The 14,410-nt window shown below is 56.0% G+C and carries 12 protein-coding genes and 1 other RNA gene; 7 read left to right on the plus strand and 6 right to left on the minus strand.

Features of this window, described 5'->3' with window-relative positions:
• Positions 1–181: 181 nt before the first annotated feature.
• The 4 genes from GRPL_RS10910 (at position 182) to selO (ending at position 3,587) form a co-directional block, all read left to right on the plus strand.
• The gene (locus tag GRPL_RS10910; RefSeq protein WP_032687137.1) at positions 182–733 is read left to right on the plus strand and encodes a glutathione peroxidase; all 552 of its coding nucleotides are present in this window, start codon (positions 182–184) and stop codon (positions 731–733) included.
• The gene (gene btuD / locus GRPL_RS10905; RefSeq protein WP_032699519.1) at positions 733–1,482 is read left to right on the plus strand and encodes a vitamin B12 ABC transporter ATP-binding protein BtuD; all 750 of its coding nucleotides are present in this window, start codon (positions 733–735) and stop codon (positions 1,480–1,482) included. Before GRPL_RS10910 ends, btuD begins: the two co-directional genes overlap by 1 nt.
• 81 nt (positions 1,483–1,563) lie before the next feature.
• Positions 1,564–2,028, plus strand: a complete 465-nt coding sequence (locus GRPL_RS10900; RefSeq protein WP_004863328.1) for an NlpC/P60 family protein — start codon at positions 1,564–1,566, stop codon at positions 2,026–2,028.
• A 116-nt stretch (positions 2,029–2,144) separates the two neighbouring features.
• Positions 2,145–3,587 carry a protein adenylyltransferase SelO gene (selO, locus tag GRPL_RS10895; RefSeq protein WP_032687140.1) on the plus strand — a complete coding sequence of 481 codons (1,443 nt, stop codon included), beginning with the start codon at positions 2,145–2,147 and terminating at the stop codon, positions 3,585–3,587.
• A 40-nt stretch (positions 3,588–3,627) separates the two neighbouring features.
• Here the strand turns inward: selO and hemP are convergent, their stop codons facing one another.
• From hemP to ppsR, 3 genes are all read right to left on the minus strand, one after another.
• Positions 3,628–3,807 (minus strand): hemin uptake protein HemP, encoded by a 180-nt coding sequence (hemP, locus tag GRPL_RS10890; RefSeq protein WP_046852335.1) that lies wholly within the window; start codon positions 3,805–3,807, stop codon positions 3,628–3,630.
• Positions 3,808–3,971: 164 nt separating this feature from the next.
• The gene (aroH, locus tag GRPL_RS10885) at positions 3,972–5,018 is read right to left on the minus strand and encodes a 3-deoxy-7-phosphoheptulonate synthase AroH (RefSeq protein ID WP_004863320.1); all 1,047 of its coding nucleotides are present in this window, start codon (positions 5,016–5,018) and stop codon (positions 3,972–3,974) included.
• Positions 5,019–5,173: 155 nt separating this feature from the next.
• On the minus strand, positions 5,174–6,007 hold the full coding sequence (ppsR, locus tag GRPL_RS10880) for a posphoenolpyruvate synthetase regulatory kinase/phosphorylase PpsR (RefSeq protein ID WP_004863318.1): 834 nt from the start codon (positions 6,005–6,007) through the stop codon (positions 5,174–5,176).
• Positions 6,008–6,348: 341 nt separating this feature from the next.
• Here ppsR and ppsA point away from each other — a divergent pair, with 341 nt between their 5' ends.
• On the plus strand, positions 6,349–8,727 hold the full coding sequence (ppsA, locus tag GRPL_RS10875; protein ID WP_032697375.1) for a phosphoenolpyruvate synthase: 2,379 nt from the start codon (positions 6,349–6,351) through the stop codon (positions 8,725–8,727).
• A 134-nt stretch (positions 8,728–8,861) separates the two neighbouring features.
• Here the strand turns inward: ppsA and rprA are convergent.
• Together rprA and ydiK are read right to left on the minus strand one after the other, a co-directional pair.
• Positions 8,862–8,969: antisense sRNA RprA (gene rprA / locus GRPL_RS26950), an RNA gene on the minus strand.
• A 172-nt stretch (positions 8,970–9,141) separates the two neighbouring features.
• Entirely contained in the window at positions 9,142–10,266 is a 1,125-nt protein-coding gene (ydiK, locus tag GRPL_RS10870) for an AI-2E family transporter YdiK (RefSeq protein ID WP_032687142.1), read from the minus strand.
• A 370-nt stretch (positions 10,267–10,636) separates the two neighbouring features.
• On the opposite strand from ydiK, the gene ydiJ reads away from it, so the two are divergent.
• Positions 10,637–13,693 (plus strand): D-2-hydroxyglutarate dehydrogenase YdiJ, encoded by a 3,057-nt coding sequence (ydiJ, locus tag GRPL_RS10865; protein ID WP_032699522.1) that lies wholly within the window; start codon positions 10,637–10,639, stop codon positions 13,691–13,693.
• Complete coding sequence (menI, locus tag GRPL_RS10860; RefSeq protein WP_032687144.1) at positions 13,690–14,100, plus strand: 1,4-dihydroxy-2-naphthoyl-CoA hydrolase; 411 nt, start codon at positions 13,690–13,692, stop codon at positions 14,098–14,100. Before ydiJ ends, menI begins: the two co-directional genes overlap by 4 nt.
• Before the next feature lie 76 nt (positions 14,101–14,176).
• Here the strand turns inward: menI and GRPL_RS10855 are convergent, their stop codons facing one another.
• The gene (locus tag GRPL_RS10855; RefSeq protein ID WP_032687145.1) at positions 14,177–14,365 is read right to left on the minus strand and encodes a YegP family protein; all 189 of its coding nucleotides are present in this window, start codon (positions 14,363–14,365) and stop codon (positions 14,177–14,179) included.
• Between the last annotated feature and the right edge of the window lie 45 nt (positions 14,366–14,410).

A 14,410-nucleotide genomic window follows, 5' to 3' on the forward strand; every position in this document is an offset into this window, starting at 1 on the left:
TCCATTTAACACTGTACACTGAATTGTCTGCTGACCATATTGAGAGGAATTCATGTTCGCGGCGGGTACGGTGCGGTATTCCTGGCAGCCGATTAGACGTACAATGAACGCCCGTGAATCCGCTACAGTAGATAGGGATCACCTTAAATCAGAAATCCATTTGATGGACGGAGAGAAGGCTATGCAACACGATATTCTGAATACTGAAGTCACCACGATTGATGGTCAAAAAACAACGCTGGCGGACTATGCGGGCAAAGTACTGCTGATCGTGAACGTGGCGTCAAAATGCGGCCTGACGCCGCAGTATGAGCAGCTGGAGACCTTGCAAAAAGATCTTGAGAATGACGGCTTCACCGTGCTTGGCTTCCCGTGCAATCAGTTCCTGGGGCAGGAGCCGGGTAGCGAAGAAGAGATTAAAACCTTCTGCAGCACCACCTACGGCGTCACTTTCCCGCTGTTCAGCAAAATTGATGTCAATGGCGAGCACCGCCATCCGCTCTATCAGCAGCTGGTCGATGCCGCGCCGCAGGCCGTAGCGCCGGAAGGCAGCGGTTTCTACGAGCGTATGGCCAGCAAAGGCCGTGCGCCGGCCAACGTCGGCGACATTCTGTGGAATTTCGAAAAATTCCTGCTGGGTAAAGATGGCCAGGTTATCCAGCGCTTCTCGCCGGATATGACCCCCGACGATCCGCTGCTGGTGGCCGCGATTAAAGGGGCGTTAGCGAAATAATGCCGTTTTTGATGCAGCTGCGGGACGTCAAAGAGGCGGGGCGTCTGGCGCCATTTAGCGCCCAGGTGCGTCCTGGTGAAATGGTTCATCTGGTCGGGCCCAACGGCGCAGGCAAAAGCACGTTGCTGATGCGAATGGCCGGCCTGACGACGGGGCCCGGAGACGTTATTCTTAACGAACGTAAACTGGACCAGTGGTCGGCACAGGAGCTGGCGCGTCACCGGGCCTACCTCAGCCAGCACCAGATGCCGCCTTTTGCCATGCCGGTATGGCACTATCTGTCGTTGCATCTGCAAAATGGTGGGCAAAGCGAACTGCTCGGCAGCGTTGCCGATAAGCTGGGCCTGAGCGATAAGCTCGGGCGCCAGGTGAATCATATTTCTGGTGGCGAGTGGCAGCGCGTACGCCTGGCGGCGGTCATTCTGCAGATTCATCCGCAGGCGAATCCGGCGGGGCAGCTGCTGGTACTGGATGAACCGATGAACAGTCTGGACGTGGCGCAGCAGGCGGCGCTAGACCGGGTTCTGGGTGAACTGTGCGAGTCGGGCGTGGCGGTCGTGATGAGCAGCCACGATCTTAATCATACCCTGCGACACGCGCATCAATCCTGGCTTATCTGCCGGGGGCAGGCCATTGCCTGCGGTGAGACATCGGCGGTGTTAACCGAAGAAAATTTAACCGCGGCCTATGCGATTCCTTTTCAGCGCATTGCGGTCGCCGGTCATTTTATGCTCGTTGCGTCACAGTAGCACGAAGCAACCTTGCCAGTGCATTGATAAACCAGCTAAATTATCCTGACGAGTTGATAAGGAACAGAGGAATCGTCTGAGATGCGTTTGTGGTTCATTTTATTGACGGCGCTATTTCTGGCTGGCTGCAGTAGCCACCGGGCGCCGCCGCCGAATCCGCGGCTTGCAGATTCCATTACCGTTATCGCAAACCTGAACGAACAGCTGCGCAACTGGCGGGGCGCGCCGTATCGCTATGGCGGTATGTCTCCGCGCGGGGTTGATTGTTCCGGATTTGTCCTCATGACCTTCCGCGATAAGTTTGCCCTGCAACTGCCGCGTGAAACTCGCGATCAGGCAGAAATTGGCACTAAAATTGATAAAAGTGAGTTGTTACCGGGGGATCTGGTCTTTTTCAAAACCGGGTCCGGCGACAGCGGTCTGCATGTGGGCATCTACGATACCGACAATCAGTTTATCCACGCCTCGACCAGCCAGGGCGTGACGCGCTCCTCCCTGGATAACGTCTACTGGAATAAAAAGTTCTGGCAGGCCCGCAGGATATAGCGACGGAAGGCGTGGCGAAGGGGAAGCGTTGGCTTCCCTTTTTTTATGTCGATAACCCTGCGGTTCTCCCGTGTTAATACCGTGTTGAAGGCACTACACTGGAGAGAGGAGGAACCATGACCCTGTCTTTTACTACCCACTGGCGTGATGAACTGCCGGATTTCTATACCGCTTTAGCGCCCACCCCGCTGAAAAATGCCCGACTTATCTGGCACAATGCGCCGCTGGCGCAAACCCTGGACATTCCCGAGGCGCTGTTTCATCCGGCGCAGGGCGCCGGCGTGTGGGGAGGCGAAACGCTGCTGCCCGGCATGTCGCCGCTGGCGCAGGTCTACAGCGGCCATCAGTTTGGCGCCTGGGCCGGCCAGCTTGGCGATGGCCGAGGGATTTTGCTTGCTGAACAGCAGCTGCCGGACGGGCGTCGCCTGGACTGGCATCTTAAAGGCGCCGGCCTGACGCCCTATTCGCGAATGGGCGACGGGCGAGCGGTGCTGCGTTCCACGATCCGCGAAAGCCTGGCCTCGGAAGCCATGCATGCGCTGGGGATCCCGACGACGCGCGCGCTCGCCATGGTCACCAGCGATACCCCCGTGCAACGCGAAACGCTGGAAAGCGGCGCGATGTTGATGCGTCTGGCCGAAAGCCACGTGCGCTTCGGCCATTTCGAACATTTCTATTATCGCCGTGAGCCGGAAAAGGTACAGCAGCTAGCCGACTACGTGATTCGTCACCATTGGCCAGAGCTGGTTGATGACGCTGATAAATACGTTTTATGGTTCCGTGACGTTGTCACGCGAACGGCGACGCTGATCGCCAGCTGGCAGACGGTAGGCTTCGCCCATGGGGTGATGAACACCGATAATATGTCGATTCTTGGGTTGACGATGGACTACGGCCCATACGGCTTCCTGGACGACTTCAAACCCGATTTTATCTGCAACCATTCCGATTATCAGGGCCGCTACAGTTTTGAAAACCAGCCGGCGGTTGGTCTGTGGAATTTACAACGTCTCGCGCAGTCGCTGTCGCCGTTTATTGCGGTGGATGCGCTTAATGCCGCGCTGGATGGCTACCAGCATGCTCTGCTGACGGTATACGGCCGCCGTATGCGCGATAAGCTGGGTCTGTTCACCCAGCAGAAAGGCGATAATGACCTGCTGGATGGGCTGTTCGCGCTGATGATACGGGAAGGCAGCGATTACACCCGGACTTTCCGCATGCTGAGCGTGAGTGAACAACACAGCGCGGCGTCGCCGCTGCGCGATGAGTTCATCGATCGCGCGGCCTTCGATAGCTGGTTCGCAGGCTATCGCGCGCGTCTGCGCGATGAGCCGATCGATGATGCGCAACGCCAGCAGCAGATGCAGAGCGTAAACCCGGCGCTGGTGTTACGAAACTGGCTGGCACAGCGGGCCATCGAGCAGGCAGAGCAAGGGGAGATGAGCGAACTGGCGCGGCTGCATGAGGCATTACGCCAGCCGTTTGCAGACCGGGACGATGATTATATCAACCGTCCGCCCGACTGGGGAAGGCGTCTGGAAGTAAGCTGCTCCAGCTGACGTTACCCAGGCCTGCTCTGTCCTCGCGGGCAGAGAGGGGCTATTTCGTCAGGATCAGTTTCCCCGCATGGGTCTGGCGCAGCAAATAGCGCTGGCCGCCATGTTCAATCACCACCCGACCTTCAGCGCCGAGTAAGGTGCGGCTGTTGATCTTACGGTCGGTGGGGATGGGGTAAGGGGCATTGTCTTTTGTTTTTTCTGCTGTGGCAGTGTTATCCATACGCGTCAAAGCACCAAATAAAAATAAAAGAAACAATGATAATCATTATCAGTAATGTTAATTTTCACGGCAAGCGTTATTTGTGAAAACCCTGTTTTTTGGGGGAGGTTGCGCCAGACCAGGCGGAAAGAATCTCCCCCACCACGGCGTGGCGGGGGCAGGGACTACAGGCGGGTAGCGGTTGCCGCAGCCAGTTCGGCCAGCAAACGTTCGCTATCTTCCCAACTCAGGCAAGGATCGGTAATGGACTGGCCCCGCGTCAGCGGCTGCCCGGCAACCACCTTCTGCGTGCCTTCCTGCAGGAAGCTTTCGGCCATGATGCCGGCAATCGATGTGGAACCGGCGCGAATCTGCTGGCAGATATCGGCGCACACCTCCAGCTGACGACGGTGCTGCTTCTGGCAGTTGCCGTGGCTGAAATCAACCACCAGCTGTTCCGGCAGGTCAAATTCACGCAGCGCATCGCAGGCGGCGGCGATATCTTCAGCATGATAATTCGGCTGTTTACCGCCGCGCATGATGATGTGGCCGTACGGGTTGCCGCTGGTCTGATAGATGGTCATCTGACCCTGCTTATCGGGCGACAGGAACATATGGCTGGCGCGGGAGGCACGGATGGCATCAACGGCGATACGGGTATTGCCATCGGTGCCGTTTTTGAAGCCGACCGGGCAGGAGAGCGCGGAGGCCATTTCCCGGTGGATCTGGCTTTCGGTGGTACGCGCGCCGATAGCGCCCCAGCTTATCAGGTCGGCAATAAACTGCCCGGTCACCATATCGAGAAATTCGGTGGCGGTGGGGACCCCCAGCTCGTTGACCTGCAGCAGCAGCCGACGCGCCAGTTCAAGACCGTGATTCACCCGATAGCTGCCGTTAAGGTCAGGATCCGAAATTAACCCTTTCCAGCCCACAACGGTACGCGGTTTTTCAAAGTAGGTACGCATGACGATTTCCAGCTGCGGCTGGTAGCGTTCGCGCATCCCTTGCAGGCGGCGCGCGTAGTCCATCGCCGCGTCGGTATCATGAATGGAGCACGGTCCGATAATCACCAGCAAACGGCGATCTTCACCGTTGAGGATTTTTTCAATCCGACGGCGGGAGGCGGCAACGTGTGCGGCAACGTCGGCAGACACGGGATGCCGCTGCGCCAGTTCCGCGGGCGTCACCAGGCTTTCAATGCGCGCGGTACGCAATTCGTCTGTTTTATTCATTGGAGTCTCAAAAAATCTGTTTCTTCCGCGGCGAAAATGCCGGGAAGTGATGCGCATCACGATAAACCAATCTCTGCTTATTGCAAGGGCAGGTCATGATCCTGTATAGGCCACGGGCGATAGCATAAACAAATTTTCTCCAATGCACTAGTTCGTTAGTACATTCTTCGATTCAGCCCCATGATGTCCATGATTTTAGTCGCAATTTCTTCAACCGAATAATTGGTGCTATTCAGGCACGGAATTTTATTCTTGCGATACAGGGCCTCAACCTCGGTCACCTCCATGCGACACTGGCGCATCGACGCATAGCGGCTGTTTTCACGGCGTTCTTCGCGGATCGCGGCCAGCCGTTCCGGATTAATGGTTAAACCGAACAGCTTATGTTGTAAGGGCTTGAGCGAGGCCGGGAGGATCAGGTTGTCCATATCGTCGGCGATAAACGGGTAGTTTGCCGCGCGGATACCGTATTGCATCGCCAGGTAAAGACTGGTCGGGGTTTTGCCGCAGCGCGAGACGCCCAGCAAAATGACCTGTGCCTGATCGAGATTACGCAGCGAGATACCGTCGTCATGGGCAAGGGTGTAATCAATCGCCGCAATACGTGCATCGTATTTGTTGAGGTTACCCGGCGTCAGGCCGTGGGTGCGGTGCGCGATCGGCGTCGGGTCGAGCCGGAGTTCCTGCTGAAGCGGGGCCACCAGGGCCTGCACAATATCCTGACAAAACCCCTCACTTTGCAAAATGATATCGCGAATTTCAGGGATAACGATGGAGTAGAACACCAGCGGGCGGATGCCGGTCTGCTGATAGATGGCGTCAATTTGTTCCTTAACTGCCCGCGCGCGGCTGATATTTTCGACGAACGGCAGCGTAAAACTGCTGATAGCGACCGGGAATTGCGACATCACCGCATGCCCCAGGACTTCGGCCGTAATGGCGGTACCGTCAGAAATATAAAATACGTGGCGATCTACAGCACTTTCCATTTTGACCATCCGGTATAATGAGTTTAATTATCTGAAAGCAGAAATTAAATTTAAGCATATCCCTTTAGGCTTTGTCTCACTTTTAAAAATGAAACGGTATTTTTATTTTTAATGAAAAGGATGGTTCAGTTTTCGATTTTGCCGGCACTTTGTATCTTATTGCAGCAGATTTCAGCAGAATCATTAGCTTAGCTATATCGGGAAAACTATCCTAAAAAATGAAAAATAATTTGCTTGAACGATTCACCGTTTTTTTCAGCCGCATAAATATGTCAGGATAAATCCCGTAGTTGATCGTGAGTTTTTTATCACTGGTATTAAATCACAAAAGGATTGTCTCGATGTCCAACAATGGCTCGTCACCGCTGGTGCTTTGGTATAACCAACTCGGCATGAATGATGTAGACAGAGTTGGGGGCAAAAATGCCTCCCTTGGTGAAATGATTACGAATCTGTCCGGTATGGGTGTTTCCGTACCGAACGGGTTTGCCACCACCGCTGATGCCTTCAATCAGTTCCTGGACCAAAGCGGTGTCAACCAGCGTATTTATGAACTGCTGGATGAAACCGACATTGACGACGTTTCCGCATTAGCGAAAGCGGGCGCCCAGATCCGTCAGTGGATCATTGATACGCCGTTCCAGAGCGAACTGGAAGACGCCATTCGTGATGCTTATACACAGCTGTCCGCGGATAATGCCGAGGCCTCCTTTGCCGTGCGTTCCTCCGCCACGGCGGAAGATATGCCGGATGCCTCCTTCGCCGGGCAGCAAGAGACATTCCTCAACGTGCAGGGCTTTGATGCCGTGCTCGTCGCGGTGAAGCACGTGTTTGCTTCGCTGTTTAACGATCGCGCGATCTCCTATCGCGTGCATCAGGGTTATGACCACCGCGGCGTGGCGCTATCCGCCGGGGTTCAAAGGATGGTGCGTTCCGACCTCGCCTCATCCGGCGTCATGTTCTCCATTGATACCGAGTCCGGCTTTGACCAGGTGGTATTTATTACCTCCGCCTGGGGCCTTGGCGAAATGGTGGTGCAGGGCGCGGTGAACCCGGATGAGTTCTACGTCCATAAACCGACGCTGGCGGCGGGTCGTCCGTCTATCGTGCGCCGTACCATGGGGTCGAAAAAGATCCGCATGATTTACGCGCCGACCCAGGAACATGGCAAGCAGGTGCGTATCGAAGACGTTCCGCAGGCGCAGCGTGACATTTTCTCGTTAACCAACGAGGAAGTGCAGGAGCTGGCGAAGCAGGCGGTGCAAATTGAGAAGCACTACGGCCGTCCGATGGATATCGAATGGGCGAAAGATGGCCATACCGGCGAGCTGTTCATCGTCCAGGCGCGTCCGGAAACCGTACGTTCACGCGGCCAGGTGATGGAACGCTATACCCTGCATGCGCAAGGGCAGATTGTGGCTGAAGGCCGCGCGATCGGCCATCGCATCGGGGCCGGTCCGGTGAAAGTCATTCACGATATCAGTGAAATGAACCGCATCGAACCGGGCGACGTGCTGGTCACCGACATGACCGACCCGGACTGGGAACCGATCATGAAGAAAGCCTCGGCGATCGTCACCAACCGCGGCGGCCGTACCTGCCACGCGGCGATTATTGCCCGCGAGCTGGGGATTCCGGCGGTCGTTGGCTGCGGTGACGCGACCGATCGCATTCAGGAAAACCAGAACGTGACCGTCTCCTGTGCCGAAGGCGATACCGGTTACGTCTACGCCGAACTGCTCGACTTCAGCATTAAGAGCTCAAGCGTCGGGGAAATGCCGGACCTGCCGCTGAAAATCATGATGAACGTCGGTAACCCGGATCGCGCATTCGATTTCGCTTGTCTGCCGAACGAAGGCGTTGGTCTGGCGCGTCTGGAATTCATCATCAACCGTATGATTGGCGTCCACCCGCGCGCGCTGCTGGAGTTTGATGACCAGGAGCCGGCGCTGCAGAACGAAATCCGTGAGTTGATGAAAGGCTACGACTCGCCGAGAGAGTTCTACGTCGGTCGTCTGACCGAAGGGATTGCGACCCTCGGCGCGGCGTTCTATCCGAAGCGGGTAATCGTGCGTCTGTCCGACTTCAAATCTAACGAATACGCCAACCTGGTGGGCGGCGAGCGTTATGAGCCGGAAGAGGAAAACCCGATGCTCGGCTTCCGCGGCGCCGGTCGCTACGTCTCTGACAGCTTCCGCGATTGTTTCGCGCTGGAGTGCGAAGCGGTGAAGCGCGTGCGCAACGATATGGGGCTGAGTAACGTCGAAATCATGGTGCCGTTTGTCCGCACCGTCGCCCAGGCGAAAGCGGTGGTAGAAGAGCTGGCGCGCCAGGGGCTCAAGCGCGGCGAAAACGGGCTGAAAATCATTATGATGTGTGAAATTCCATCGAATGCGCTGCTGGCCGAACAGTTCCTTGAGCACTTTGACGGTTTCTCCATTGGTTCAAACGATATGACTCAGCTGGCGCTGGGCCTCGATCGCGACTCCGGCGTGGTCTCTGAGCTGTTTGACGAACGTAATGACGCGGTGAAAGCGCTGCTGTCGATGGCGATTCGCGCGGCGAAGAAGCAGGGCAAATACGTCGGTATTTGCGGCCAGGGTCCTTCTGACCACGAAGATTTTGCCGCATGGCTGATGGAGGAAGGGATTGATAGTCTGTCTCTGAACCCGGATACCGTGGTGCAAACCTGGCTTGGTCTGGCTGAACTGAATAAGTAAGCCCGCGCTTTAAATCCCCCCAATCCCCGTCAGCAATGGCGGGGATTTTTTTATTTTCGGCGCGTGCCGACCGCTATTGACAGCCGTACGTGCAAACAAGCGGAGATAGCGCCGCGGCGGCTAATGGCAACGAAGTAAAAAAAAGCCCATCGTGGGAGATGGGCAAAGACTACACACAGCAATTCGTTGTTTCACTCAGGGGATTTCCATGCTTATAAATCAAGGTGTTGATCTATAACCGTGCCCTAATAGTAGACACAGCCTTTTTTTGCGTCGATCAGATTCATCTCAATAGTTAAACAGGTGTGAAGAATATGCTGATTGCGTAACGTGAGGGAGGGGATTACGGGGGAGAACAGTATTATTTTTATCAGTTTTTCTTATGATTAAGGCGGGTTTCCCCGCCTCGATTTTTTACTTTTCGCTGTTGATATTACTGACGTTTAACGCTTCAAGTTCCGCCAGCACCTGATCGGGATCTTTCGGCGGCGGCGGAACCTCCTGCAGCCAGGCATCAAACAGGCGCCAGGAGACGGCGAGCAGCACCGGACCGATAAACAAGCCGATCATCCCGAAGGCGATCAGCCCGCCGATAACGCCGGAGAGAATCAGGATCATCGGCAGGTCGGCGCCCATACGAATCAGCATCGGGCGGATAACGTTATCCATGGTCCCCACCACGCAGCTCCATACCAGCAGCACCGTGCCCCAGGTGGTATCTCCGGTCCAGTAGAGCCAGATAATCGAGGGGACCAGGACCAGCAATGGCCCCAGCTGTACCAGGCAGGTGAAGATCATGACCACGGTCAGCAGCGCGGCGTAAGGGACGCCGCTAATCGCCAGGCCTATCCCTCCGAGCACCGCCTGAACCAGCGCCGTCACCACCACGCCCAGCGCCACGGCGCGAATGGCCTGACCGGCCAACAGGACCGCCGCATCGCCGCGTTTTGCCGCCAGACGCGTTGCGAAATAACGGAATCCATAAGCGACTTTCTCACCCTGCCAGTACAGCAGAGCGCTGAACAACAGCATCAGCCCGCAATAAACCAGCAGTTTGCCGATATGCGCCGCCTGACCGACGAACCAGGTGGTGGTGGTGCCGATATAGGGACGAATTTTGGCCATAATGGCCGCACCGCCCATATCCAGCAGGCCGTGCCAGGCAGCGTAGAGCTTGTCGCCAATCAGCGGAACGCTATTGAGCCAGGCGAAATCCGGCAGCGTGACATTCCCGGTGGAGATCAGTTTTATCAGCGGAATACTGTTATCTACCAGGCTATTTACCAGCAGCGCAATCGGGATGACAAACAGTAAAAACAACAGCACGGTCATGACCAGCACGGCGAGGGCGCGTTTACCGAACAGCAAACGCTGCAGACGCAGCAGAACGGGCCAGGTGGCGATGACGACGGTGCCTGCCCAGGCGAAGGACAGAATAAAGGGTTGCACCACCCACAGGCAGGAGATAATTATCAGGGATAAGAACAGTACCGACAGCAGAATTTGCGGTATATCCCGGGGTTGGCGATCGTTAAGCATAAAGAAATTTTACCTTTCCAGTCGCGTCAAAATGCTGACGCCGCGTAAATCCATATACTGATAATAATATCAATAATTTCACGGGCCTGATTTTGCACATAAATCTGGCGGGCGCATATGAAAAAAATGTGATAAAAAGTTGACTGCGCCACGCAATCGTTTAGTTATCCATACACAAAATCATCCGGACGCATCGAGGCGGCGATCGACTCCCGGCTCTCAGGCTTTTTTTGCCCGGCGTGGTGAACGTGGTTTGCATTGCCCGCAAGGGTCAGCTTCACGCAAGGAGTCGGCAGCAAATGCGCCAACAAGAGGCAGTCTGAAGGATGACATCTCTACAACACAACATAGTCAGGCAGGGTCAAGCATTATGATCCCACAAATTTCTCAAGCACCAGGTGTCGTTCAACTGGTATTGACTTTTTTGCAGGTACTGGAGCAGCAAGGATTTACCGGCGATACCGCCACCAGCTATGCCGACAGGCTAACGATGGCGACAGATAACAGCGTTTATCAGCTGCTGCCGGATGCCATTTTATTTCCCCGCTCGACGGCAGATGTCGTCCTGCTGGCGCGGCTCGCCGCCGAAGAACGCTTCAAATCGCTGGTCTTTACCCCGCGCGGCGGCGGCACCGGCACCAACGGCCAGTCGCTGAATGCGGGGATCATCGTCGATATGTCCCGCCATATGAACCGCATACTCGAAATCAACCCGCAAGAGGGATGGGTTCGTGTTGAAGCGGGCGTAATTAAAGATCAGCTGAACCAGTACCTTAAACCGTACGGTTACTTTTTTGCCCCGGAGCTTTCCACCAGCAACCGCGCCACCCTCGGCGGGATGATCAATACCGATGCCTCCGGCCAGGGATCATTGGTTTATGGCAAAACCTCAGACCATGTACTGGGCGTTCGTTCGGTGCTGATGGGCGGCGATATTCTCGATACCCAGGCGATGCCCGTCGCCCTGGCGGAGACACTGAGCCGGGAACAGTCGGCGATTGGGCGGATTTACCGGACGGTATTTCAGCGTTGCAAAGCGCAACGTCAGCTCATTATCGATAAATTCCCCAAACTTAACCGTTTCCTGACCGGATATGACCTGCGCCACGTCTTTAATGATGACATGAGCGAGTTCGATCTGACCCGTATTCTCACCGGCTCGGAAGGGACGCTGGCCTTTATCACCGAAGCGCGTCTCGATATTACCCGTCTGCCGAAAGTGCGCCGTCTGGTGAATATCAAATACGATTCGTTTGACTCCGCGCTGCGCAACGCGCCGTTTATGGTCGAGGCGAAAGCGCTGTCGGTGGAAACCGTCGATTCAAAAGTCCTTAACCTGGCGCGCGAAGATATCGTCTGGCATTCGGTCAGTGAGCTGATTACCGATGTCCCGGATAAAGAGATGCTGGGGCTGAATATCGTCGAATTTGCCGGCGATGACGCGGCGCTTATCGACAACCAGGTGACCACGCTGTGTCAGCGCCTTGATGAGCTGATTGCCGCCAGCGAAGCGGGCGTCATCGGCTGGCAGGTCTGCAACGAACTGGACGGCGTTGAGCGCATCTACGCGATGCGTAAAAAAGCGGTGGGGCTGCTGGGGAATGCCAAAGGTGCCGCCAAGCCGATTCCCTTTGCGGAAGATACCTGCGTGCCGCCGGAACATCTGGCCGATTATATCGTCGAGTTTCGTGCGCTGCTCGACAGCCACGGCCTGAGCTACGGTATGTTTGGCCACGTAGACGCCGGCGTTCTGCACGTGCGTCCGGCGCTGGATATGTGCGATCCGCAGCAAGAAGTGCTGATGAAACAGATCTCCGACGAGGTCGTGGCGCTGACCGCCAAATACGGCGGCCTGCTGTGGGGTGAACACGGCAAAGGCTTCCGCGCCGAGTACAGTCCGGCATTCTTTGGCGAAGAACTTTACGGCGAGCTGCGCAAAGTCAAAGCGGCGTTCGATCCGCACAACCGTCTTAACCCGGGGAAAATCTGTCCGCCGGAAGGCGTAGAGGCGCCGATGATGAAAGTGGATGCCGTGAAGCGCGGCACCTGGGATCGGCAGATCCCGATTGCGGTGCGCAGCGCATGGCGCGGTGCGATGGAGTGTAACGGTAACGGCCTGTGCTTTAACTTCGATGTTAAAAGCCCGATGTGTCCGTCGATGAAGGTCAGCAATCACCGTATCCACTCGCCGAAGGGGCGCGCAACGCTGGTGCGCGAGTGGCTGCGCCTGCTGGCGGATCGCGGCATCGACCCCAATCAGCTGGAAAAAGATCTGCCGGAAAAACGCGCCAGCCTGCGTACGCTGGTGGCGCGGACCCGCAACAGCTGGCACGCCCGCAAGGGGGAATATGACTTCTCCCATGAGGTCAAAGAGGCGATGTCCGGCTGTCTGGCCTGTAAAGCGTGCTCTACCCAATGTCCGATTAAAATCGATGTTCCGGAATTCCGCTCGCGCTTCCTGCAGCTTTACCACAGTCGCTATTTGCGGCCGGTTCGCGATCATCTGGTGGCAACGGTGGAATCCTATGCGCCGCTGATGGCCCAGGCGCCGAAGACCTTCAACTTCTTTATTAACCAGCCGTGGATGCGCAAGCTGTCGGAGAAGCACATCGGGATGGTGGATCTGCCGCTGCTCTCGACGCCGTCGCTGAAGCAGAGAATGGTGGGACATCGCTCGGCAAACATGACGCTGGAGCAGCTGGAAACGCTCAGCGCTGAGCAGAAAGCCAAAATGGTACTGGTGGTGCAGGATCCGTTCACCAGCTACTACGACGCGCAGGTGGTGGCTGATTTTGTTCGTCTGGTTGAAAAAGTAGGCTACCAGCCGGTACTGCTGCCGTTCTCGCCAAACGGCAAGGCGCAGCACATCAAAGGGTTCCTCTCGCGCTTTGCGCGTACGGCGCAGAAAACCGCAGATTTTCTCAACCGCGTGGCGCAGCTGGGCATGCCGATGGTTGGCGTCGATCCGGCGCTGGTGCTGTGCTATCGCGATGAGTACAACCAGGTTCTGGGTGACAAACGGGGGGATTTCCGCGTGATGCTGGTGCACGAGTGGCTGCCGCAGGCGCTGCCGGAAGCTCGCGAACAGGAGAATGGCGGCGAAGCGTGGTATCTGTTTGGTCACTGTACGGAAGTCACGGCGCTGCCCGCGGCGCCGAAGCAGTGGGCAGAGATTTTTGCGCGCTTCGGCGCGAAACTGGAAAACGTCAGCGTGGGCTGTTGTGGGATGGCCGGCACCTACGGTCATGAGGTAAAAAACCATGCCAACTCGCTGGATATCTACGCGCTTTCCTGGCAACAGGCGATCCAGCGTTTACCGCGCAACCGTTGCCTGGTGACCGGATATTCCTGTCGTAGTCAGGTGAAACGCATTGAAGGCAGCGGTGTTCGTCATCCGCTGCAGGCGCTGCTGGAGATTATTGGATGATTTGGAAACGTCAGACAACGCTGGAACAGCTTAACCGCATGGGCGAAGGCAATATGGTCGGGCTGCTGGATATTCATTTTGATAGCTTCACCGATGATACCATCGAAGCCACCATGCCGGTGGATAGCCGCACCCATCAACCGTTTGGTCTGCTACATGGTGGAGCATCGGTGGTACTGGCGGAAACGCTGGGCTCGGTTGCCGGCTATTTGTGCAGTGAAGGCGAGCAAAAGGTGGTAGGGCTGGAGGTCAATGCCAACCACATTCGCTCGGTGCGCGGTGGCCGGGTCAGGGGCGTCTGTAAAGCGCTGCATGTCGGTTCGCGCCATCAGGTGTGGCAGATTGAAATCTTTGATGAACAGGGGCGCCTGTGCTGCTCCTCGCGCCTGACCACGGCGGTCGTCTGAGATAGCCACAGCGCGCTGAGATTCTTCTCATCCAAATATAAGGGGGAATATATTTCCCCCTTATATTCAGCAGATTTTATTGTGTTTCATCCTTAATCGTTTCAGTGGGACCATTCTTCTGCACTGAGGCAATTCCTTTTTTCGCCGCTTCCTTCGAGGAATACATTTCACTGGTGGCAATGGTTTCATGGTTATCCGCTTTTAGCAGGAAATACCATGGCTGGGAAACGCTTTTCTCCGATTTTTTAATAACGTAATACCCCATTCTTAACTCCTTTGCGCATTAGCATCGACACCATGATATGTAGAC

Origin of the sequence: Klebsiella planticola ATCC 33531 (assembly GCF_000735435.1) — a bacterium.
Taxonomy (GTDB): Bacteria; Pseudomonadota; Gammaproteobacteria; order Enterobacterales; family Enterobacteriaceae; genus Klebsiella; species Klebsiella planticola.

What these genes read in the sequence shown, in the direction of transcription:
- GRPL_RS10910 (WP_032687137.1), top strand. Translation starts at nt 182, where the DNA reads ATGCAACACGATATTCTGAATACTGAAGTCACCACGATTGATGGTCAA.
- btuD (WP_032699519.1), top strand. Translation starts at nt 733, where the DNA reads ATGCCGTTTTTGATGCAGCTGCGGGACGTCAAAGAGGCGGGGCGTCTG.
- GRPL_RS10900 (WP_004863328.1), top strand. Translation starts at nt 1,564, where the DNA reads ATGCGTTTGTGGTTCATTTTATTGACGGCGCTATTTCTGGCTGGCTGC.
- selO (WP_032687140.1), top strand. Translation starts at nt 2,145, where the DNA reads ATGACCCTGTCTTTTACTACCCACTGGCGTGATGAACTGCCGGATTTC.
- hemP (WP_046852335.1), bottom strand. Translation starts at nt 3,807, where the DNA reads ATGGATAACACTGCCACAGCAGAAAAAACAAAAGACAATGCCCCTTAC.
- aroH (WP_004863320.1), bottom strand. Translation starts at nt 5,018, where the DNA reads ATGAATAAAACAGACGAATTGCGTACCGCGCGCATTGAAAGCCTGGTG.
- ppsR (WP_004863318.1), bottom strand. Translation starts at nt 6,007, where the DNA reads ATGGAAAGTGCTGTAGATCGCCACGTATTTTATATTTCTGACGGTACC.
- ppsA (WP_032697375.1), top strand. Translation starts at nt 6,349, where the DNA reads ATGTCCAACAATGGCTCGTCACCGCTGGTGCTTTGGTATAACCAACTC.
- ydiK (WP_032687142.1), bottom strand. Translation starts at nt 10,266, where the DNA reads ATGCTTAACGATCGCCAACCCCGGGATATACCGCAAATTCTGCTGTCG.
- ydiJ (WP_032699522.1), top strand. Translation starts at nt 10,637, where the DNA reads ATGATCCCACAAATTTCTCAAGCACCAGGTGTCGTTCAACTGGTATTG.
- menI (WP_032687144.1), top strand. Translation starts at nt 13,690, where the DNA reads ATGATTTGGAAACGTCAGACAACGCTGGAACAGCTTAACCGCATGGGC.
- GRPL_RS10855 (WP_032687145.1), bottom strand. Translation starts at nt 14,365, where the DNA reads ATGGGGTATTACGTTATTAAAAAATCGGAGAAAAGCGTTTCCCAGCCA.